At 45.7% G+C, this 19,058-nt stretch carries 29 protein-coding genes and 1 pseudogene; all 30 read right to left on the reverse strand.

What is annotated here, in order from left to right:
* A partial coding sequence (locus tag ABN764_RS28370) for a M24 family metallopeptidase (protein ID WP_446673788.1) occupies window positions 1-191 on the reverse strand: 191 nt, incomplete at its 3' end.
* Window positions 192-194: 3 nt separating this feature from the next.
* Window positions 195-839, reverse strand: coding sequence for an adenylate kinase (locus ABN764_RS28375; RefSeq protein ID WP_021252443.1), 645 nt, complete (start codon window positions 837-839; stop codon window positions 195-197).
* 142 nt (window positions 840-981) lie between these two features.
* Window positions 982-2,280: a preprotein translocase subunit SecY gene (gene secY / locus ABN764_RS28380; RefSeq protein ID WP_021252444.1), complete on the reverse strand. Its 1,299-nt coding sequence runs from the start codon at window positions 2,278-2,280 to the stop codon at window positions 982-984.
* Complete coding sequence (rplO, locus tag ABN764_RS28385; protein ID WP_021252445.1) at window positions 2,280-2,720, reverse strand: 50S ribosomal protein L15; 441 nt, start codon at window positions 2,718-2,720, stop codon at window positions 2,280-2,282. Before rplO ends, secY begins: the two co-directional genes overlap by 1 nt.
* A gap of 94 nt (window positions 2,721-2,814) precedes the next feature.
* Entirely contained in the window at window positions 2,815-3,000 is a 186-nt protein-coding gene (rpmD, locus tag ABN764_RS28390) for a 50S ribosomal protein L30 (RefSeq protein ID WP_005544529.1), read from the reverse strand.
* Window positions 3,001-3,013: 13 nt separating this feature from the next.
* Complete coding sequence (gene rpsE / locus ABN764_RS28395; protein ID WP_021252446.1) at window positions 3,014-3,511, reverse strand: 30S ribosomal protein S5; 498 nt, start codon at window positions 3,509-3,511, stop codon at window positions 3,014-3,016.
* 25 nt (window positions 3,512-3,536) lie between these two features.
* Window positions 3,537-3,905 (reverse strand): 50S ribosomal protein L18, encoded by a 369-nt coding sequence (rplR, locus tag ABN764_RS28400; RefSeq protein WP_021252447.1) that lies wholly within the window; start codon window positions 3,903-3,905, stop codon window positions 3,537-3,539.
* 64 nt (window positions 3,906-3,969) lie between these two features.
* Window positions 3,970-4,512 (reverse strand): 50S ribosomal protein L6, encoded by a 543-nt coding sequence (gene rplF / locus ABN764_RS28405; protein ID WP_021252448.1) that lies wholly within the window; start codon window positions 4,510-4,512, stop codon window positions 3,970-3,972.
* A 31-nt stretch (window positions 4,513-4,543) separates the two neighbouring features.
* Window positions 4,544-4,942 carry a 30S ribosomal protein S8 gene (gene rpsH, locus ABN764_RS28410; RefSeq protein WP_005544534.1) on the reverse strand — a complete coding sequence of 133 codons (399 nt, stop codon included), beginning with the start codon at window positions 4,940-4,942 and terminating at the stop codon, window positions 4,544-4,546.
* A gap of 32 nt (window positions 4,943-4,974) precedes the next feature.
* Window positions 4,975-5,160, reverse strand: coding sequence for a type Z 30S ribosomal protein S14 (locus ABN764_RS28415; protein ID WP_005544535.1), 186 nt, complete (start codon window positions 5,158-5,160; stop codon window positions 4,975-4,977).
* A gap of 90 nt (window positions 5,161-5,250) precedes the next feature.
* Window positions 5,251-5,793: a 50S ribosomal protein L5 gene (gene rplE / locus ABN764_RS28420; protein WP_072732027.1), complete on the reverse strand. Its 543-nt coding sequence runs from the start codon at window positions 5,791-5,793 to the stop codon at window positions 5,251-5,253.
* Between the two features lie 27 nt (window positions 5,794-5,820).
* A complete protein-coding gene (gene rplX / locus ABN764_RS28425) occupies window positions 5,821-6,171 on the reverse strand; it encodes a 50S ribosomal protein L24 (RefSeq protein WP_005544537.1) in 351 nt (116 codons plus the stop codon).
* A gap of 39 nt (window positions 6,172-6,210) precedes the next feature.
* On the reverse strand, window positions 6,211-6,579 hold the full coding sequence (rplN, locus tag ABN764_RS28430) for a 50S ribosomal protein L14 (protein ID WP_021252451.1): 369 nt from the start codon (window positions 6,577-6,579) through the stop codon (window positions 6,211-6,213).
* Between the two features lie 35 nt (window positions 6,580-6,614).
* Window positions 6,615-6,881 carry a 30S ribosomal protein S17 gene (gene rpsQ, locus ABN764_RS28435; RefSeq protein ID WP_005544539.1) on the reverse strand — a complete coding sequence of 89 codons (267 nt, stop codon included), beginning with the start codon at window positions 6,879-6,881 and terminating at the stop codon, window positions 6,615-6,617.
* Window positions 6,882-6,944: 63 nt separating this feature from the next.
* On the reverse strand, window positions 6,945-7,145 hold the full coding sequence (gene rpmC / locus ABN764_RS28440; RefSeq protein WP_005544540.1) for a 50S ribosomal protein L29: 201 nt from the start codon (window positions 7,143-7,145) through the stop codon (window positions 6,945-6,947).
* Window positions 7,135-7,569, reverse strand: a complete 435-nt coding sequence (gene rplP, locus ABN764_RS28445; protein ID WP_021252452.1) for a 50S ribosomal protein L16 — start codon at window positions 7,567-7,569, stop codon at window positions 7,135-7,137. The genes rpmC and rplP overlap by 11 nt, the downstream gene beginning before the upstream one ends.
* Before the next feature lie 2 nt (window positions 7,570-7,571).
* Window positions 7,572-8,237, reverse strand: a complete 666-nt coding sequence (gene rpsC / locus ABN764_RS28450; protein ID WP_021259841.1) for a 30S ribosomal protein S3 — start codon at window positions 8,235-8,237, stop codon at window positions 7,572-7,574.
* Between the two features lie 13 nt (window positions 8,238-8,250).
* Complete coding sequence (rplV, locus tag ABN764_RS28455; RefSeq protein WP_021252454.1) at window positions 8,251-8,583, reverse strand: 50S ribosomal protein L22; 333 nt, start codon at window positions 8,581-8,583, stop codon at window positions 8,251-8,253.
* Between the two features lie 33 nt (window positions 8,584-8,616).
* Entirely contained in the window at window positions 8,617-8,895 is a 279-nt protein-coding gene (rpsS, locus tag ABN764_RS28460; RefSeq protein ID WP_021252455.1) for a 30S ribosomal protein S19, read from the reverse strand.
* A 70-nt stretch (window positions 8,896-8,965) separates the two neighbouring features.
* On the reverse strand, window positions 8,966-9,796 hold the full coding sequence (gene rplB, locus ABN764_RS28465; protein ID WP_021252456.1) for a 50S ribosomal protein L2: 831 nt from the start codon (window positions 9,794-9,796) through the stop codon (window positions 8,966-8,968).
* 31 nt (window positions 9,797-9,827) lie between these two features.
* Complete coding sequence (gene rplW / locus ABN764_RS28470) at window positions 9,828-10,118, reverse strand: 50S ribosomal protein L23 (protein WP_005544549.1); 291 nt, start codon at window positions 10,116-10,118, stop codon at window positions 9,828-9,830.
* Entirely contained in the window at window positions 10,118-10,741 is a 624-nt protein-coding gene (gene rplD, locus ABN764_RS28475) for a 50S ribosomal protein L4 (protein ID WP_021252457.1), read from the reverse strand. Before rplD ends, rplW begins: the two co-directional genes overlap by 1 nt.
* 25 nt (window positions 10,742-10,766) lie before the next feature.
* Window positions 10,767-11,390, reverse strand: coding sequence for a 50S ribosomal protein L3 (gene rplC / locus ABN764_RS28480; RefSeq protein WP_446673789.1), 624 nt, complete (start codon window positions 11,388-11,390; stop codon window positions 10,767-10,769).
* 87 nt (window positions 11,391-11,477) lie between these two features.
* Window positions 11,478-11,786, reverse strand: a complete 309-nt coding sequence (gene rpsJ / locus ABN764_RS28485; RefSeq protein ID WP_005544556.1) for a 30S ribosomal protein S10 — start codon at window positions 11,784-11,786, stop codon at window positions 11,478-11,480.
* Window positions 11,787-12,115: 329 nt separating this feature from the next.
* On the reverse strand, window positions 12,116-13,330 hold the full coding sequence (locus ABN764_RS28490; protein ID WP_446673790.1) for a hypothetical protein: 1,215 nt from the start codon (window positions 13,328-13,330) through the stop codon (window positions 12,116-12,118).
* Between the two features lie 131 nt (window positions 13,331-13,461).
* Window positions 13,462-14,796, reverse strand: coding sequence for a protoglobin domain-containing protein (locus tag ABN764_RS28495; protein ID WP_446673791.1), 1,335 nt, complete (start codon window positions 14,794-14,796; stop codon window positions 13,462-13,464).
* A gap of 243 nt (window positions 14,797-15,039) precedes the next feature.
* Window positions 15,040-16,233 (reverse strand): elongation factor Tu, encoded by a 1,194-nt coding sequence (tuf, locus tag ABN764_RS28500; protein ID WP_021252461.1) that lies wholly within the window; start codon window positions 16,231-16,233, stop codon window positions 15,040-15,042.
* Between the two features lie 105 nt (window positions 16,234-16,338).
* Window positions 16,339-18,414 (reverse strand): elongation factor G, encoded by a 2,076-nt coding sequence (gene fusA, locus ABN764_RS28505; RefSeq protein WP_072732030.1) that lies wholly within the window; start codon window positions 18,412-18,414, stop codon window positions 16,339-16,341.
* Window positions 18,415-18,476: 62 nt separating this feature from the next.
* Window positions 18,477-18,947: a 30S ribosomal protein S7 gene (gene rpsG, locus ABN764_RS28510; protein ID WP_021252463.1), complete on the reverse strand. Its 471-nt coding sequence runs from the start codon at window positions 18,945-18,947 to the stop codon at window positions 18,477-18,479.
* A 32-nt stretch (window positions 18,948-18,979) separates the two neighbouring features.
* Window positions 18,980-19,058: pseudogene (locus ABN764_RS28515) on the reverse strand (30S ribosomal protein S12); the annotation flags it as partial.

Raw genomic sequence — 19,058 nt, forward strand, 5'->3', positions numbered from 1 at the left:
GAAAAACCGTTGTAGCCCTTGAAAGAAGGTGTTGCTCCTTGGCTGCGAATAAACGATTCCGCGATCGAATCAAGCTCGAGAGTGGTAATCCCTGGCTCAATCGTTTTCGCTAAAAGACGATGCGTTTCCGCAACAATTCGCCCAGCTTCCCTCATGAAGCCTAACTCCACTTCGGACTTACAAATGATCATGGTTTAACCCCGCAGTAAAGATACGATTTCTGACGTGACCGTATCAATTTCCTTCTCCCCGTCAACCTGACGCAACAAGCCTTTGTCCTCATAGTATGCGAGCAAAGGTGCCGTTTTGTTGATGTACTCATCAAGACGTGTGCCGACTTTCTCTTCGGAATCATCCGAACGTTGGTACAGCTCGCCTTGACACTTATCACAAACGCCCTCTTGTTTAGGCGGGTTGTAGATGACATGGTACGTCGCGCCGCAAGACTTGCAAATGCGTCGTCCTGTAAGACGCGCCAGCAGTAAATCGCGGTCAACGCTCAGGTTGATGACATGATCAAGACTGCGATTCAGTTCTACCAAGATGCTATTCAACGCTTCAGCTTGCGCCAATGTGCGCGGGAAACCATCCAGAAGGAACCCTTTCTCGCAATCAGGTTGTGCAAGGCGCTCTCGCACGATGCCTACCGTCACGTCATCTGGAACGAGCAGACCCTGATCAATGTACTCTTTAGCCTTCAATCCGATAGGAGTGCCTTCTCCAATTGCTTTGCGGAATGCGTCTCCTGTCGAGATATGAGGAACGCCGAATTGTTCTACGATGCGCTCGGCCTGTGTTCCTTTTCCTGCCCCAGGAGGCCCCATGAATAGAATGTTCATCGAATGTCACTCCCTTTATGGTAAGCACAGGCTTAACTTCGTCGGAAGTGGGGTGCTTCGATGCCATTCGTTAAGCCTCTGCTCTACAAGAACAGCACAATAGGTGCCAATGAGCCTAGATGGTCTCACCGGAACCTATTGCCTATTTATTAATGAAACCTTTGTAATGACGTTTGATCAACTGGCTTTCGATTTGCTTCATTGTGTCAAGCGCAACGCCGACAACGATCAGAATCGAAGTACCGCCAATTTGAACAGATTGCGGCAATCCAGCTAGTGCTCCGAAGAACACTGGCAAGATGGATACGCCAGCGAGGAAGATAGCACCTGCAAGTGTGATACGAGACATAACTCGAGTCAAGTACGTTGCTGTTGCTTTCCCCGGACGAATTCCTGGGATATATCCGCCATTCTTTTTCATTTGATCTGCCATTTGTTGTGGATTCAACTGTACGAACGTGTAGAAGAACGTAAACCCGATAATCAGAAGAACGTATAAGAACATGCCAAGCGGCTTGTTCAATCCCATATGTTCAATGATCCAACGAGCCCACGGCTTATCCGCCCAGAATTGAGCAATTGTAGCCGGGAACATCAAGAGCGAAGATGCAAAGATGACCGGAATAACGCCTGCACCATTTACTTTAAGCGGAATGTGTGTGTTCTGTCCACCATACATTTTGTTACCCACAACACGTTTAGCGTATTGTACCGGGATTTTACGGTTCCCTTGCTGAATGTAGATAACACCGATCACAATCAGCACGATAACCAATACGATAACGATCATTTTGACGATGTTGAGGAACAATTGTCCGCTTGCATCGGCAAATTGACTACGATAAATTTCCCCAATATGAATCGGGATAGCTGCGACGATACCTGCGAAGATCAGAATCGAAATACCGTTGCCGATACCCTTTTCCGTGATTTGTTCACCGATCCACATCAAGAACGCCGTACCAGCAGTCAAGACAATCGCGATTAGGATATAATCCGCATATGTTGCACCTGGAACCAGCTGCGCACCGTACATGCGATTAAACCCAATCGCCGTACCGAAAGCTTGAATCAATCCCAATACTACTGTGCCGTAGCGCGTAATTTGGGAAAGCTTACGTTTGCCGACTTCTCCTTCTTTTGCCCATTGTGTAAATTTCGGAATAACGTCCATCGACAGAAGCTGTACGATGATCGAGGCCGTAATGTACGGCATAATTCCTAGAGCAAAGATAGAGAATTTAAACAGCGCACCACCAGAGAAAGTGTTCAGCATGCTGAACAAGTCCGTGTTTTGGTTTGCTGTAGCAAAGACCGACGTATCGACGCCGGGAACCGGTATAAAGGACCCGACGCGATAAACGATCAGAACCATGAGCGTAAACAAAATCTTACGTCTCAAGTCCTCGACTCGCCATATATTCGATACGGTCTTGAACATTAGATCACCTCGGATTTACCGCCGGCAGCCTCGATCTTCTCTACCGCAGATTGAGAGAACTTGTTAGCTTTGACCGTCAATTTGACGGACAAATCGCCATTGCCCAATACTTTGATTCCGCTCATTGGGTTGTTCACGATGCCTTGTTCCATCAACAATTCCGGAGTTACTTCCGTACCAGCCTCAAAGCGGTTCAAATCCGTTACGTTAACTACCGCATACTCTTTACGAGTTGGATTTACAAAGCCGCGTTTTGGCAGACGACGGTAAAGTGGGTTTTGTCCACCTTCGAAGCCCGGACGAACACCACCGCCGGAACGGGAATTTTGACCCTTGTGACCACGGCCAGATGTTTTACCGTTTCCTGTCGCGATACCACGGCCTACACGGTTACGTGTTTGGCGGGAACCAGGTGCCGGAGAAAGTTCATTCAACTTCATCGTTCGTCGCACCTCCTTTAATATTTATGACTCTAATCTTTTGTATTGTATCATGTAATCTATAACAGATTACAGAAGTCGTATGGTTTTACCCTTACGCTTCGATCTCTTTGACTTCAACCAAGTGTTTAACTTGGTTTACCATTCCGCGGATCGCAACGTTGTCGTTATGAACAACCGTCTGATTCAACTTGCGCAAACCCAAAGTGTTCACCGTTTGGCGATGAGTTTCCGGGCGACCGATCAGACTGCGAACGAGGGTAATTTGCAATTTCGCCATCTTCGTCCCCTCCTTAACCTAACAGTTCTTCAACGGTTTTACCGCGCAATTTAGCTACTTGTTCAGCTGTCTTCAAACGAGACAAGCCTTCCAATGTAGCGTTAACCATGTTCATGGAGTTAGAGGAACCAAGCGATTTCGTCAAGATATCGCCTACACCAGCCAACTCAAGAACGGCACGAACAGGACCGCCTGCGATAACCCCAGTACCTTCGGATGCTGGCTTCAAAAGAACTTTACCAGCGCCGAACTGACCAATTACTTGGTGAGGGATTGTCGTGTTAACAAACGGAACATGAATCAGGTTTTTCTTAGCGTCTTCGATACCTTTGCGGATTGCGTCTGGTACTTCGGATGCTTTACCGATTCCAGCGCCAACCCAGCCCTTGCCATCGCCGACAACCACGAGAGCGCTAAAGCTAAAGCGACGTCCGCCTTTAACAACTTTAGCAACGCGGTTAATTTGAACAACTTTTTCAGAAAGTTCTAACGTGTTTGGATCAACTCGCAAGTCGTTTACCTCCTTCGATTAAAAATTAGAATTCAAGACCAGCTTCGCGTGCTGCGTCAGCCAAAGCTTGAATACGTCCATGGTACAAGTAACCGCCACGATCGAATACGATTGTCTCGTATCCTTGCTCTTTCGCACGTTTTGCGATCAATTCGCCAACTTTGCGAGCGGATTCTACGTTACCACCATTTTTGATATCTTCACGAAGCTCTTTGTCCATAGTCGAAGCGGAAGCGACTGTTACGCCTTTCACGTCATCGATAAGTTGAGCGTAAATATGTTTAGAAGAACGGAATACGTTCAAGCGAGGACGTTCCGTTGTACCTTCGATTTTTTTACGGACACGCAGGTGTCTTTTCAACCGAGCTTTGTTCTTATCGCCTTTGGTAATCATCGGATTGTTTCACTCCCTTCAGTTTAACCATTAAGCTGCTAAGGTAAGTGAGCTAGGCAAGATCTTACTTCTTCTTGCCTGCTTTACCTTCTTTACGAATGATGCGTTCGCCTTCGTACTTGATACCTTTACCTTTGTAAGGTTCTGGCTCACGTACTGCACGAATGTTCGCTGCATAAGCACCAACGCGCTCTTTATCAATGCCTTTAACGATGATTTTCGTTTGAGCAGGCACTTCGAATTCAATACCAGCTTCCGGTGTAATTTCAACCGGATGGGAGTAACCAACGTTCAAGACAAGCTTGTCGCCGGATTTGTTTGCACGGTAACCTACACCGACCAACTCAAGGGTTTTGGAGAAACCATCAGTTACTCCGCTAACCATGTTGTTGATTACGCTGCGTGTTGTACCGTGCAACGAACGATGAAGTTTATTTTCAGAAGGACGTTCTACGGAAATGACGTTCTCTTCTACAGACACTTTCATGTCTTTGTGAAGTTCACGAGTCAAAGTTCCTTTCGGTCCTTTTACTGTAATAACGTGGTTTTCCAAAGTGACAGTTACGCCACCTGGTACCTCAATTGGTTTGCGACCAATACGGGACATGTTGTTGCACCTCCAATCTTATGCGAATGGTTTACCAAACGTAGCAGATTACCTCGCCGCCGGATTTGGACTGGCGAGCTTCTTTGTCAGTCATGACGCCCTTGGACGTCGAGATGATTGCGATACCGAGACCGCCGAGTACGCGAGGAACCTCATTAGCCTTCGTGTACACGCGCAGTCCTGGTTTACTGATGCGCTTCAAGCCTGTGATAACACGCTCGTTGTTTGCACCGTACTTCAGGAACACGCGAATGATCCCTTGTTTGTTGTCATCGATATATTCAGCGTCACGGATAAAGCCTTCACGCTTCAAGATTTCTGCGATTTGCTTCTTCATAGTAGAAGCAGGCATTTCCACCGTTTCATGACGCACTGTATTAGCATTGCGAATGCGTGTAAGCATATCTGCAATCGGATCGGACATAACCATTAGTGTAAACCTCCTTCCCGCAACAGGGTTGATTACCAGCTTGCTTTTTTAACGCCAGGAATCTGGCCTTTATATGCCAATTCGCGGAAACAAATCCGGCAAATTTTGAACTTACGTAATACGGAATGCGGACGTCCGCAGCGCTCACAGCGCGTATATGCCCGTACTTCAAACTTCGGTTTGCGTTGTTGCTTGATTTTCATCGAAGTTTTTGCCACGTGAGTTGACACCTCCTAGAGATTTGTGTCGATGGATTCAGAACTGATTGCTCAGTCCGTATCTCAAACGTAACCGACCTTTAAAACGAATTACTTCGTGAAAGGCATGCCGAGTTGCGTCAACAATTCGCGGGATTCTTCGTCCGTCTTCGCTGTTGTAACGATGACGATATCCATACCACGAACCTTGTCAATTTTATCATACTCGATTTCAGGGAAGATAATTTGCTCCTTCAAACCGAGTGTGTAGTTGCCGCGGCCGTCAAACGCTTTATTCGAGATACCGCGGAAGTCGCGGACACGAGGAAGCGTGACATTGAACAATTTGTCCAAGAAGTGATACATGCGCTCACCACGCAATGTGACTTTCACACCAATCGGCATTCCCTCACGAAGTTTAAAGCCTGCGATAGACTTCTTCGCGCGAGTGATTACTGGCTTTTGACCAGCGATTAGTTGCAATTCAGCTACTGCAGAATCCAAAACTTTGGAGTTTTGAACAGCCTCACCCATACCAATGTTGATGACGACTTTCTCCACTTTTGGTGCTTGCATTACTGATGTATAGTTGAACTTCTGCACTAGCGCAGGAGTAATTTCGTTCAAATAACGTTCTTTCAAACGAGCTGCCATGTAGAATGGACCTCCTTTCCGAAGCGATTAGTCGATAATTTCGCCGGAGCGTTTAGCTACGCGCACTTTTTTACCGTTTTCCACTTTGTAACCGATGCGCGTTACTTTACCCGACTTTGGATCCACGTGCATAACGTTAGATGCATGAATTGCTGCTTCTTGCTCAACGATACCGCCTTGTGGGTTCTTAGCGTTAGGCTTCTGATGCTTCTTCACCATGTTTACGCCTTCCACAATAACGCGGTTTTCACGAGGGAATGCTGCAATAACACGGCCTTTTTTGCCTTTATCTTTACCCGTGATTACGATGACAGTGTCATCTTTTTTCACGTGCAATTTGTTGTTATGCGACTCGAGAATTTTTTTCAATCGTGGCATGTGTCACACCTCCTGAGTCTTGCCTGGCGGGCAAGCTGATTAGATAACTTCCGGTGCCAGGGAAACGATTTTCATGAAGTCTTTTTCGCGAAGTTCGCGAGCGACAGGTCCGAAAATACGAGTCCCACGTGGGCCCTTATCTTCTTTCACGATAACCGCTGCGTTTTCGTCAAATGCGATGTAAGAACCGTCTTTACGGCGTACAGAACGCTTCGTACGAACGATAACCGCTTTGACTACGTCACCCTTTTTGACAACGCCGCCTGGTGTTGCTTGTTTGACAGAGCATACGATCAAGTCACCGATGTGAGCTGATTTACGGCCAGTACCGCCCAACACGCGAATACACATCAGTTCTTTCGCACCAGAGTTGTCTGCTACATTTAAACGTGAAAATGCTTGAATCATTCGAATGTCCTCCTTTCGGTGAAACTATCCGTTCATTAAACGATAACTGCTTTCTCAACGATTTCAACGAGTCTCCAGCGCTTGTCTTTCGACAACGGACGCGTCTCCATGATTTTTACAGTATCGCCAATTTTGGCTTCGTTATTTTCGTCATGCGCTTTGAACTTCTTCGTGTATTTGATGCGTTTGTGATACAAATCATGCTTCTTGTATGTCTCAACCGCTACTACGATTGTTTTGTCCATTTTATCGCTGACAACTTTACCAATTTGCACTTTACGAGCGTTACGTACTTCACTCATTAGTGTTCTGCCTCCTTCCTGGATACAGGATGTCTATTTTTCCGAAACTGACATCTTGGTGTATTAGCTAGTAATACCAAGTTCTCTTTCACGCAGAATCGTATGTGCACGAGCAATCGCTTTACGCACGTCACGAATGCGAGTTGGGTTGTCAAGCTGTCCGGTAGCCAATTGGAAACGGAGGTTGAAAAGTTCTTCCTTGAATCCGGCAATCTTTTGTTCGATTTCGGCAGTGGTCAAGTTGCGGAATTCACTAGCTTTCATTTGCTTCACCACCCATTTCTTCACGTTTCACAAACTTAGTCTTAATAGGCAGTTTGTGAGCAGCAAGGCGCATAGCTTCGCGAGCTACCTCTTCAGGTACACCGGAAAGTTCGAACATTACTTTACCAGGCTTAACTACAGCAACCCACTTCTCAACGTTACCTTTACCGCTACCCATACGAACCTCAAGCGGCTTAGCCGTTACTGGTTTATCTGGGAAAATTTTAATCCATACTTTACCGCCACGTTTGATGTAACGAGTCATCGCAATACGAGCAGCCTCGATTTGACGGTTAGTAATCCATGTAGGCTCCAATGCTTGCAACCCGTATTCACCGAAGTGAACTGTCGTGCCACCTTTAGCTTGACCCTTCATGCGTCCTTTTTGCTGCTTCCGGTGTTTTACACGTTTAGGTACCAACATGATTAGTTGCCTCCTTCCTCAACAGCCTTTTTCTTAGCCGTAGGAAGTACCTCTCCACGATAAATCCATACTTTTACGCCGATACGGCCGTAAGTTGTATGAGCTTCAGCTGTGCCGTAGTCGATGTCGGCGCGAAGCGTATGAAGTGGCACTGTCCCTTCGCTGTAACCTTCTGTACGAGCGATTTCAGCACCGCCCAAACGACCGCTAACTTGTGTCTTAATCCCTTTCGCACCAGAGCGCATGGAACGTTGAATTGACTGTTTCAAAGCGCGGCGGAAAGAAACGCGGCGTTCCAGTTGTTGTGCAATGCTCTCTGCAACGAGAGTTGCGTCCAAATCTGGAGTTTTGATTTCCGAAATGTTGATGTGTACTTTTTTGCCGTTAGCAATTTTCGTTACTTCACGACGAAGTGCTTCAACTTCGGAACCGCCCTTACCGATTACCATACCCGGTTTCGCAGTGTGGATTGTAACGTTCACGCGGTTAGCTGCACGTTCAATCTCAATGCGGGATACGGCGGATTCTTTCAATTTATTCTTAAGGAATTCACGAATCTTAACGTCTTCGATGAGCAATGTACCGAAATCTTTTTCGGCATACCACTTGGATTCCCAATCGCGGATAACGCCCACTCGAAGTCCGACTGGATTTACCTTTTGACCCACACGTTGTCCCTCCTTATTTTTCAGATACTACAAGCGTGATGTGGCTTGTTCTTTTGTTAATGCGGCTCGCACGTCCCATAGCGCGTGGACGGAAACGTTTCATCGTTGGTCCTTGGTTTACGAAGACTTCCGAAATAACGAGACTATTAACGTCCATTTGATGGTTGTGTTCTGCATTGGCAATTGCAGAGTTCAACAATTTTTCAACCACTGGCGAAGCTGACTTCGGCGTGTGGCGCAAAATTGCGATTGCTTCGCCCACTTGTTTGCCGCGGATCAAGTCAATAACCAGCTTAACCTTGCGTGGGGCGATGCGAATGTTATTCGCATGTGCTTTTGCTTGCATGGAAGTACCTCCCCTCGAATGCTATATCAATAATTAGCGTTTGCCTGTTTTTCTGTCATCGTCATGACCTTTGTACGTACGTGTTGGTGCGAACTCGCCAAGCTTATGCCCAACCATATCTTCCGTTACGTATACTGGTACATGTTTACGTCCGTCATATACCCCGAACGTATGACCGATAAATTGAGGGAAAATTGTAGAACGACGGGACCAAGTCTTGATTACAACTTTCTTGCTTGTATCGTTCAATCCTTCAACTTTCTTCATCAGGTGACCATCAACGAATGGTCCTTTTTTCAAACTGCGACCCATATATGAATCCTCCCTTCGACAGAACTGATTCGTTTGTGATTACGCTGCTGCGCAATCAAATGGAAACATATTATTTCGTGCGACGACGAACGATATATTTATCGGAATGTTTACCTTTTTTACGCGTTTTGTAACCAAGTGTCGGTTTGCCCCATGGAGACATAGGAGACTTACGACCGATTGGAGCTTTACCTTCACCACCACCGTGAGGGTGATCAACCGGGTTCATTACCACACCACGAACGACTGGACGTTTGCCCAACCAGCGGTTACGGCCTGCTTTACCGATTTTGATAAGCTCATGGTCACCGTTACCTACGGAACCGATTGTAGCACGGCACACTTTCAACAATTTACGAACTTCGCCAGAAGACAAACGTACTGTTACGTACTTCTCTTCTTTACCAAGCAATTGAGCTTCCGTACCAGCGGCGCGAACCAACTGACCACCCTTGCCAGGTTGCAATTCGATGTTGTGGATAACTGTACCTACTGGAATGTTTTCCATTGGCAATGCGTTACCGATCTTGATGTCTGCGCCGGTACCGGACTCGATAACGTCGCCTACTTTCAATCCTTTAGGAGCGATGATATAACGCTTTTCACCATCAGCATAGTTGATCAACGCAATGTTGGAAGTACGGTTTGGATCGTACTCGATTGTAGCAACGCGGCCTGGAATGCCATCCTTGTTACGTTTGAAATCGATGATACGGTATTTACGTTTGTGTCCACCACCGTGGTGACGAACCGTAATTTTACCTTGGTTGTTGCGGCCCGCAGTTTTGCTCAAAGGCGCCAGCAACGATTTCTCCGGTACATTCGTTGTAATTTCTTCGAACGTGGACACGCTCATATTACGACGAGCCGGGGATGTCGGTTTGTACTTTTTGATAGGCACTTGTTTTCCCTCCTTACTTCAGAAGTCTATATTAAACCGTCTCGAAGAACTCGAGTGGCTTGCTGTCTTTTGCCAAAGTGACAAACGCTTTTTTCCATTCGGAAGTGTAGCCGGAGTGACGGCCATAGCGTTTTGGCTTAGCAGGCATACGAAGCGTGTTCACGTTCGCTACCTTCACTTTGAAGATTTGCTCTACAGCCAATTTGATTTCAGTCTTGTTAGCACGCATATCAACTTCGAATACGTATTTCAAGTCATTCATCATGTCTGCTGTACGCTCAGTAATAACCGGACGCTTAATGATATCGCGAGGGTCTTTCATTATGCGAACACCTCCTCTACCTTCTGAACCGCATCCTTCGTGATGATGAGCTTCTCATGGCGAAGAACATCATATACGTTAACACCATCAGCTGCAACAAGCTTCACAGAAGGAATGTTGCGAGCGGAAAGTGCCACGTTGTCGTTGTACTCAGGAAGCACGACAAGCGCTTTGCGATCCACTTTTAGGTTGTTCAATACTGCCGCGAATTCCTTCGTTTTCGGCGTGTTCAAAGCAAGGCTATCGATTACGATAATTTGCTCTGCCAACACTTTCGAAGACAATGCGGATTTAATCGCCAAACGACGAACTTTCTTAGGAAGCTTGTAAGCATAGCTACGTGGTGTCGGTCCAAATACTGTACCACCGCCAACCCATTGTGGCGAACGAATGGAACCTTGACGCGCACGACCTGTGCCTTTTTGTTTCCATGGTTTACGACCGCCGCCGCGAACTTCGGAACGGCCTTTAACTTTATGAGTACCTTGACGCATAGATGCAAGCTGCATCACAACTGCATCATGAAGTACGTTTTTGTTTGGTTCAATGCCGAATACGCTGTCGGACAATTCGATCTCGCCAACTTGCGCACCGCTCATGTTGTAAACTGCTACTTTAGGCATAATGTGCTCCTCCTTTCCTCACCAATTACTTTTTAATTGCAGATTTAACGTTAACGAAGCTGTTTTTAGGGCCTGGAATAGAACCTTTAACGAGGATAACATTGCGTTCTGCATCCACTTTAACAACTTCAAGATTTTGAATTGTTACTGTGTCAGTACCCATGTGACCTGGAAGGCGTTTGCCCTTCGGTACGCGGTTCGCTTGAATGGAACCCATGGAACCTGGTCCACGATGGTAACGGGAACCGTGAGACATAGGACCCGTGCTTTGTCCCCAACGCTTAATTACGCCGGCAAAGCCTTTACCTTTCGAGATACCTGTAACGTCAACGAATTCTCCCTCAACGAACAAATCAGCCTTCAATTCTTGGCCAACTTCATATTGAGAAAGATCCACACCACGAAGTTCCTTAACGTAGCGCTTAGGTGTTGCGTTAGCTTTTTTCGCGTGACCGATTTCTGGTTTCGTAGCACGCTTTTCTTTCTTATCAGCGTAGCCGATTTGAATAGCTTCGTAGCCATCGTTCTCAACGTCTTTCTTTTGAAGAACGACGCAAGGGCCAGCTTCGATAACAGTTACCGGCAGTACATTACCTTCAGCGGTAAATACTTGAGTCATGCCGAGCTTTTTACCTAAGATACCTTTCATGTTGACACCTCTTTTCTTTCCTTAGTCCGTTCATAATGAAGTAGAAACGGCTTCGCTATCCACATGTGGATAACCGTTTCAACTGTCTTACAATTTAATTTCGATATCTACACCGGACGGCAAGTCCAAGCGCATCAGCGCGTCCACCGTTTGCGGCGTTGGATTCACGATGTCGATAAGGCGCTTATGAGTGCGCATTTCGAACTGCTCGCGGGAATCCTTATACTTGTGCACCGCACGAAGAATCGTAATGATTTGCTTCTCCGTTGGCAACGGGATTGGACCGGATACTCCAGCACCGGAACGTTTAGCCGTTTCAACGATTTTCTCAGCGGATTGGTCAAGAATTCTGTGATCGTATGCTTTCAAGCGGATACGAATTTTTTGCTTTGCCATTTTAGTCCCTCCTTTTATCGCCCAATTTTGCATCGGACATACTCCGTGAAAATTTTCCTAACACATCGCCATGGCAAAGGGGCCGGGTGTGTCGGTAACCTCTCACTTCATCGCAACGTCGACGAACAACATTCACTATTATATATAAATGTCCCGACTATTGCAAGTTTTTTTCGTAACTCTTTTTGACGATGCTTGCAGACAGCCAGGACACTACATAAATCGATTCTATTAGGCACTTGTTAGAGTCTATCACAGTTTATATAAATAATGAAAGTTGAAGGTTCTGGATGTTGTTCCAGCCTGCGTAAGTTACTCCGAAGCAAGTATTACTTCGCTCTCCATACCGTACCGTCGGAGTAGCGAACAGAAGTAATCTTCGGATTAATTCTAATCGTGTTGTCGTGGTAATTCATTTTCCAGGTTAACACGCCACTCTCCCCCGATTCAAGCACAAAATCTTGAGCGATTCCTTTCAAGGAGGACTCTCCTGTCACGCTGTTGCGGACGACACGATCATAGCCATCATATCCCGTTATGGTTGTTTCAAATGCAATAATGCGCTTTTCAGTTAAATTCCAAACTTCAATACTCACTTCTGGTGTTCCAATGGAATCATAGTCAACCAAAGTACCGATTACTTTTAATGGCCGATAGTTATTTTTGATGAACTCATTCTTTAGGATACTTTTCATCTTTTTATCCAGAACATTTACTTCATGTTTGACTTGGAATTTAACATCCCCTGTATGTACATTACTTTTGTAATATTCAATATCTTGTTGCACATAAGGATTGACGATTTTTTCATAATTTTGTGTTTCTATATAATAGAGAACAGTACCAACGTATCCGACCATTATTTTTTTGTCACTCTCATACTTATTTCCTGTAATCTCAGCACTCTCACGTACATACGACAATGTCTCGACTTCGTCTGTAAGTACTCCGTTATTATAATAGTAGTGTTTTAATCCTACCTCAATCAATGTATGGCCAGTTCGATTGTACACTTTATCATCGGTTAGCCATACGTTCAGTTTATTTTGATAATCAAATGTCCCGAGCTTCAAGTGTATCGTCTTGCTTTTGGCATCCCAAGAGAGTTCACCAAATAGAGACAAGTCACTTAAGCGAATTACCGTCGTATTATCAATTTGATAAGAGGTAAGCTTCCGGTTACCTACATACACATCCCTTTGCGTAAATTGAACCTGTCTCTTCTTATTAGACTGTTTCTCAGAAACACCCTTCACTCCCTTGTTTACATTCCGTGTTATACGTATTGGTGTTGAATTTCCGTTGACTGTCACGTCGAATCCATATTGAGACAAGTGCTTAACTGGAACCCATAGCGCATTCCGGAAAGTATAGCCCGGTATAGACTTTCCATTAATCGTTGCTTTCATTTGCTCTACGGTAGTTTCACCGAGGACAGTACCTTCTTGTAAATAGTCTGATCTTGCCATGACAGTGTTGCCCACCGGAGCAAGCAGCATGCTACATGCGATTGCCGCTAATACGAGCTTTATCCACTTTTTCATGTTTCTCCCCCTATTCTCTATATACATGTCACGTCCGTTATCTTAACACGCTAGCTTTCCAAAACGTAGAAAAAGACTAGCCGATTCCGCTAGTCTTTTCCATTATGGTCTTCTTTTCCACTATGTACATATTATAAATGCTTCGTCGTTCGATTGAGCTGCTCTGCAGATGCCGCAACTTCAGCTGTCGCCTCATGGATATGACTGATCATTTGCAGCAAATCGCTCATCTCGCCTTGGATATGCTCCATATTCGATGTACTGTGCTCAACATGATCAACAATTTGCAGGAACGCGTTTCCAGCAGCATCTGCTTGTCCCCGAACTGTTCCTACACTCGACTTCACAACTTCAATATTATATACAACTGCATTCGTTGCCAAATTCGAATTGCCGACGAGTTCTTCAATATGAGCCACGGTATCCTTTGTATGATCAGCCAGCTTGTTCACTTCTTTGGCTACCACCGCAAAGCCTGCACCATGTTCACCTGCACGCGCTGCTTCAATAGCTGCATTAAGCGACAGCAGTTTCGTTTGACCTGCAATTTCCTTTACGGCACTAACAATCGTCCTGATTTGAGCAGAGGTATCCTTCAACTGATCAACATGCCCCTTCATCAGCAAAGCATTATGGTCAATGTCCTGAATGCGCTCGATATACGTACGCATCATTCGCTCCCCCTCATCTGCCTCTAGTTGAGCATGCCGTACAGTAGAAGCTGTATGTTCAATGATATTTTTTACACTCTTGCCTCGTTCGACCAGTTGTTCAATTGTATGCTTTGTTTCCGTCGTTAACAGTTCAAGTTGATTACTAAGTTGTGCGATACTCCCCTTCAGTTCATTCTTGACCTGTTGATATTGTTCTTCTCGCTCTAATCGGTTTCGTTCTTCATATGCCTCAAGGACAAGCTGTTGCTCCAAGTTCAATATTTTATTCACAGCCAAAATCGCCTTCATTCGATCTTCTGCATTGCGGATCTCCGCTGCAATCAGATCAAGAAGCCTGTTCTGCATATTCTGAAAAGCTGCCATGTACCATTTCGTTTCGAGACCGATATGGCGATGAACGTCTGCAATCCGAATTCGTTTCCCTACAAATTCATCATTTATCTTTCCATCAAACATTTCTTCGATATGACGTTCAAGCGTTAACTGCAATCGTTCGATTGTACTATGTTTTGTTATGAGTTGCTTTAAATGCTCTACACTCAAAATAACCGAATAAAATGCCTCCGTTAATGATTTCATGTGCGGCAATAAATATGGCTTGAGCTGACGCAGTAAAGTTAGGTCTTCTGTTGTCATTCCGATCACTTCGATCTGTTTATGTATAGGATGAGTTGTGGATAAATGAATCATACCTTGCTCCATTAATTTAGCTTCTTCGGATATTGGTGCAATTCTATCCACAGTTTGTTCCTTATTCCACTTTCCTGCCCATCCTAATAGCTTTTTGCTCATTTCAGTCGCTCTTCCTTCCTGCGCCTTACTTATCGGCCTAAATCCCTATATTACTAGATCTACATACCTATATGTAAGCTTATATTGTTACATATTATAGCGCTATAACAGAAATCATGTACAGTGATCTGGAAGGGACTTCTTGAAAGAATATTGAACAAAAGCTGTGTTTTTTGTAAAGCAAAAAGCCCCTTATCCGTAAGGATAAGGGGCTCTTATTACCGACTATTGTCGGTACTATCATTATTTAATGATAGTTGCAACCGCACCAGCACCTACTGTACGGCCACCTTCGCGGATCGCGAAGCGTGTACCTTCTTCGATCGCGATTGGAGCGATCAATTGTACAGTAACTGTGATGTTGTCACCAGGCATAACCATTTCAGTACCTTCTGGCAAGTTGATGATACCAGTTACGTCCGTTGTACGGAAGTAGAACTGTGGACGGTAGCCTGTGAAGAATGGCTTATGACGGCCACCTTCTTCTTTAGTCAAAACGTAAACTTGAGCAGTGAACTCAGTATGTGGTTTAACCGAACCTGGCTTAACCAATACTTGACCACGCTCGATGTTGCTGCGGTCTACACCACGAAGCAACGCACCGATGTTGTCACCAGCTTGAGCGGAATCCAAAAGTTTACGGAACATTTCAACGCCTGTTACTACGGACTTACGAGTCTCTTCTTGGATACCAACGATTTCGATCTCGTCGCCGACTTTAACAGTACCACGCTCTACGCGGCCAGTAGCAACTGTACCACGACCAGTGATGGAGAATACGTCCTCGACTGGCATCAAGAATGGCTTGTCAGTGTCACGTTCTGGAGTTGGGATGTACTCGTCGATTTGTGTGAACAATTCAACGATTTTGTCAGCCCATTCTCCGTCTGGGTTTTGAAGAGCTTCACGAGCGGAACCGCGGATAACTGGAGTGTCATCGCCAGGGAATTCGTATTCGCTAAGCAAATCGCGAATTTCCATTTCAACCAATTCCAACAACTCTTCGTCTTCAACCATGTCGCATTTGTTCATGAATACGACGATGTAAGGTACGCCTACTTGGCGAGACAACAAGATGTGCTCGCGTGTTTGTGGCATTGGGCCGTCAGCTGCGGATACTACGAGAATCGCGCCATCCATTTGAGCAGCACCAGTGATCATGTTTTTAACATAGTCGGCGTGACCTGGGCAGTCAACGTGTGCATAGTGACGGTTAGCGGACTCATACTCTACGTGGGACGTGGAGATTGTGATACCGCGCTCGCGCTCTTCTGGAGCTTTATCGATTTGATCGAATGCTACAGCTGCACCGTTACCATATTTTTTAGACAGAACTGTTGTGATAGCCGCTGTCAAAGTTGTTTTACCATGGTCAACGTGACCAATTGTACCGATATTAACGTGCGGTTTCGTACGTTCAAACTTAGCCTTTGCCATTTGAACTAGTCCTCCTTCAATAAGTGGAATAGATATATGTTATAAGCAGCCGAGACACATGACAAGTCATGCGCTCAGCCGATAGCAAATGAATCAGAAGCGAAATTATTCGCCTTTGTTCTTCGCGATAATCTCTTCGGAGATATTCTTAGGAACTTCTTCATAGTGAGAGAGTTCCATAGAGAACACACCGCGTCCTTGAGTACCGGAACGCAATGTTGTGGAGTAACCGAACATCTCGGAGAGAGGCACCTTAGCACGGATAATTTGTGCACCTGCACGAGTATCCATACCTTCGATACGACCACGGCGGGAGTTCAACATACCCATAACGTCGCCCATATACTCTTCTGGTACTGTAACTTCTACTTTCATGATTGGCTCAAGCAATACTGGCTTACACTTGTCCTTAGCAGCTTTAAGCGCCATGGAACCAGCGATTTTAAACGCCATTTCATTGGAGTCAACATCATGGTAGGAACCATCGAAGATAGTAGCCTTGAGGTCAACCAATGGGAAGCCTGCCAAGACACCGTTCTTCATGGATTCTTCAATACCAGCTTGAACCGCAGGTACGTATTCACGAGGGACTACGCCACCAACGATTTTGTTCTCGAACACGAATCCTGATCCTGCTTCGAGAGGTTCGAAGTCGATCCATACGTGACCGTATTGACCACGACCACCGGACTGACGTACGAATTTACCTTCAACTTTAGCCTGTTGACGGAATGTCTCACGGTAAGCAACCTGTGGGCTACCTACGTTCGTCTCAACCTTGAACTCACGACGCATACGGTCGATGATGATATCGAGGTGAAGCTCACCCATACCGGACAAGATCGTTTGACCTGTCTCCTCATCAGTGTAAACACGGAGTGTTGGGTCTTCTTCTGTCAATTTTGACAAAGCAGTACCCATTTTATCTTGGTCTGCTTTTGTCTTCGGCTCAACTGCGATACTGATAACCGGATCTGGGAAGTTCATGGATTCCAAGATGATCGGAGACTTCTCATCGCAGAGTGTGTCGCCTGTACCTGTATCTTTCAAACCAACGGCAGCAGCGATATCGCCAGCATGTACTGTAGCGATTTCTTCACGGCTGTTCGCATGCATTTGAAGGATACGGCCAATACGTTCACGCTTGCCTTTTGTCGCGTTCAAGACGTAAGAACCGGAATTCAATACACCAGAGTAAACGCGGAAGAACGTCAACTTACCAACATAAGGGTCAGTCATGATCTTGAACGCAAGTGCCGAGAACGGCTCTTCGTCCGAAGAATGACGAACTTCTTCTTCACCATCTTCAAGATGACCTTTAATGTCAGGTACATCAAGTGGGGATGGCAAGTAGTCAACGACAGCGTCAATCATGAGCTGTACGCCTTTGTTACGGTAAGAAGAACCACATACTACTGGGAAGATTTGAACACTGCATACCCCTTTGCGAAGAGCTGCTTTCAGTTCAGGAACTGTAATTTCTTCGCCTTCGAGGTATTTCATCATCAACTCTTCGTCGAGTTCTGCGATTTTCTCAATCATTTCCATACGAAGTTCAGCGACTTTGTCTTTGAACTCAGCAGGAACTTCTGTTTCATCAACTTCTTTACCCAAGTCATCTTTGAAGATGTAAGCTTTCTCTTCCATCAAATCAATGATGCCTGTGAAGTCGTTTTCTGCACCGATAGGCAGCTGAATTGCAACAGCATTCGCTTGCAAACGATCCTTCATGGACTCGATAACGTTGAGGTAATCAGCGCCAATGATGTCCATTTTGTTAACGTAAGCGATACGAGGTACGCTGTACTTGTCAGCTTGACGCCATACCGTTTCAGATTGCGGTTCTACGCCTTCTTTAGCGGAGAACACGCCTACTGCTCCGTCCAATACGCGAAGGGAACGCTCAACCTCTACCGTAAAGTCAACGTGCCCCGGAGTATCGATGATATTTACACGATGACCCTTCCATTGCGCTGTAGTCGCAGCGGAAGTGATCGTAATACCACGCTCTTGCTCTTGCTCCATCCAGTCCATCGTAGCGGCGCCTTCATGCACCTCTCCGATTTTGTGAGTACGGCCTGTGTAGAACAAGATACGCTCCGTAGTTGTTGTTTTACCGGCATCGATGTGAGCCATGATTCCGATGTTACGCGTATTTGCTAAGGAGAACTCTCTTGCCATGGAATGGTCTCCCTTCAAATTGAGTTTGGTTACTCGAATATCGAGACCAAAACAGCTTTATCCTACCAACGGTAGTGAGCAAACGCTTTGTTCGCTTCAGCCATTTTGTGCGTATCTTCGCGTTTCTTAACTGCTGCACCAGTGTTGTTGGAAGCATCGATAATCTCTGCTGCCAAACGCTCTTCCATCGTTTTCTCACCGCGGTTGCGGGAGTAGTTAACCAACCAGCGCAATCCCAAGGATGTGCGGCGCTCAGGTTTAACTTCGATAGGTACTTGATAGTTAGAACCACCTACACGGCGAGCTTTAACTTCAAGGACTGGCATGATGTTTTTCAGTGCTGCTTCAAATACTTCCATAGGATCGTTGCCTGTACGCTCACGAATGATTTCGAAAGAGTTGTACAAGATCGATTGAGCAACACCACGTTTACCGTCGAGCATGATGCGGTTGATCAAGCGAGTAACAAGCTTGCTGTTATACACCGGATCCGGCAACACGTCGCGCTTAGTAACAGGACCTTTGCGTGGCATGTGAATCCCCCTTTCTGAGTAGCATTAACTTCTTATTTCTTAGCTTTAGGACGCTTCGTACCGTATTTGGAACGAGCTTGCATACGATTGTTTACACCTGCAGTATCCAAT

The sequence above is a fragment of the Paenibacillus wuxiensis genome (assembly GCF_040195695.1).
Classification (GTDB): domain Bacteria; phylum Bacillota; class Bacilli; order Paenibacillales; family Paenibacillaceae; genus Paenibacillus_B; species Paenibacillus_B suaedae.

Bases quoted from the DNA above. Each gene is read 5' to 3' on its own strand.
- rpsG (WP_021252463.1), bottom strand. From the start codon at position 18,947: ATGCCACGCAAAGGTCCTGTTACTAAGCGCGACGTGTTGCCGGATCCG.
- rplF (WP_021252448.1), bottom strand. From the start codon at position 4,512: ATGTCCCGTATTGGTCGCAAACCAATTGAGGTACCAGGTGGCGTAACT.
- rplE (WP_072732027.1), bottom strand. From the start codon at position 5,793: ATGGCAGCTCGTTTGAAAGAACGTTATTTGAACGAAATTACTCCTGCG.
- ABN764_RS28495 (WP_446673791.1), bottom strand. From the start codon at position 14,796: ATGAGCAAAAAGCTATTAGGATGGGCAGGAAAGTGGAATAAGGAACAA.
- rplV (WP_021252454.1), bottom strand. From the start codon at position 8,583: ATGCAAGCAAAAGCACATGCGAATAACATTCGCATCGCCCCACGCAAG.
- rplW (WP_005544549.1), bottom strand. From the start codon at position 10,118: ATGAAAGACCCTCGCGATATCATTAAGCGTCCGGTTATTACTGAGCGT.
- rplP (WP_021252452.1), bottom strand. From the start codon at position 7,569: ATGTTGGTACCTAAACGTGTAAAACACCGGAAGCAGCAAAAAGGACGC.
- ABN764_RS28375 (WP_021252443.1), bottom strand. From the start codon at position 839: ATGAACATTCTATTCATGGGGCCTCCTGGGGCAGGAAAAGGAACACAG.
- rpmC (WP_005544540.1), bottom strand. From the start codon at position 7,145: ATGAAAGCTAGTGAATTCCGCAACTTGACCACTGCCGAAATCGAACAA.
- rplX (WP_005544537.1), bottom strand. From the start codon at position 6,171: ATGCCACGATTGAAAAAAATTCTCGAGTCGCATAACAACAAATTGCAC.
- rplO (WP_021252445.1), bottom strand. From the start codon at position 2,720: ATGAAGTTGAATGAACTTTCTCCGGCACCTGGTTCCCGCCAAACACGT.
- secY (WP_021252444.1), bottom strand. From the start codon at position 2,280: ATGTTCAAGACCGTATCGAATATATGGCGAGTCGAGGACTTGAGACGT.
- tuf (WP_021252461.1), bottom strand. From the start codon at position 16,233: ATGGCAAAGGCTAAGTTTGAACGTACGAAACCGCACGTTAATATCGGT.
- rplC (WP_446673789.1), bottom strand. From the start codon at position 11,390: ATGAAAGGTATCTTAGGTAAAAAGCTCGGCATGACTCAAGTATTTACC.
- rpmD (WP_005544529.1), bottom strand. From the start codon at position 3,000: ATGGCGAAATTGCAAATTACCCTCGTTCGCAGTCTGATCGGTCGCCCG.
- rplD (WP_021252457.1), bottom strand. From the start codon at position 10,741: ATGCCTAAAGTAGCAGTTTACAACATGAGCGGTGCGCAAGTTGGCGAG.
- rplN (WP_021252451.1), bottom strand. From the start codon at position 6,579: ATGATTCAAGCATTTTCACGTTTAAATGTAGCAGACAACTCTGGTGCG.
- rpsJ (WP_005544556.1), bottom strand. From the start codon at position 11,786: ATGGCAAAGCAAAAAATTCGTATCCGCTTGAAAGCATACGATCACAGA.
- rpsS (WP_021252455.1), bottom strand. From the start codon at position 8,895: ATGGGTCGCAGTTTGAAAAAAGGACCATTCGTTGATGGTCACCTGATG.
- rpsQ (WP_005544539.1), bottom strand. From the start codon at position 6,881: ATGAGTGAAGTACGTAACGCTCGTAAAGTGCAAATTGGTAAAGTTGTC.
- rplR (WP_021252447.1), bottom strand. From the start codon at position 3,905: ATGATTACCAAAGGCGATAAGAACAAAGCTCGGTTGAAAAGACACCTG.
- rpsH (WP_005544534.1), bottom strand. From the start codon at position 4,942: ATGGTTATGTCCGATCCGATTGCAGATATGCTTACACGCATTCGCAAT.
- ABN764_RS28490 (WP_446673790.1), bottom strand. From the start codon at position 13,330: ATGAAAAAGTGGATAAAGCTCGTATTAGCGGCAATCGCATGTAGCATG.
- fusA (WP_072732030.1), bottom strand. From the start codon at position 18,414: ATGGCAAGAGAGTTCTCCTTAGCAAATACGCGTAACATCGGAATCATG.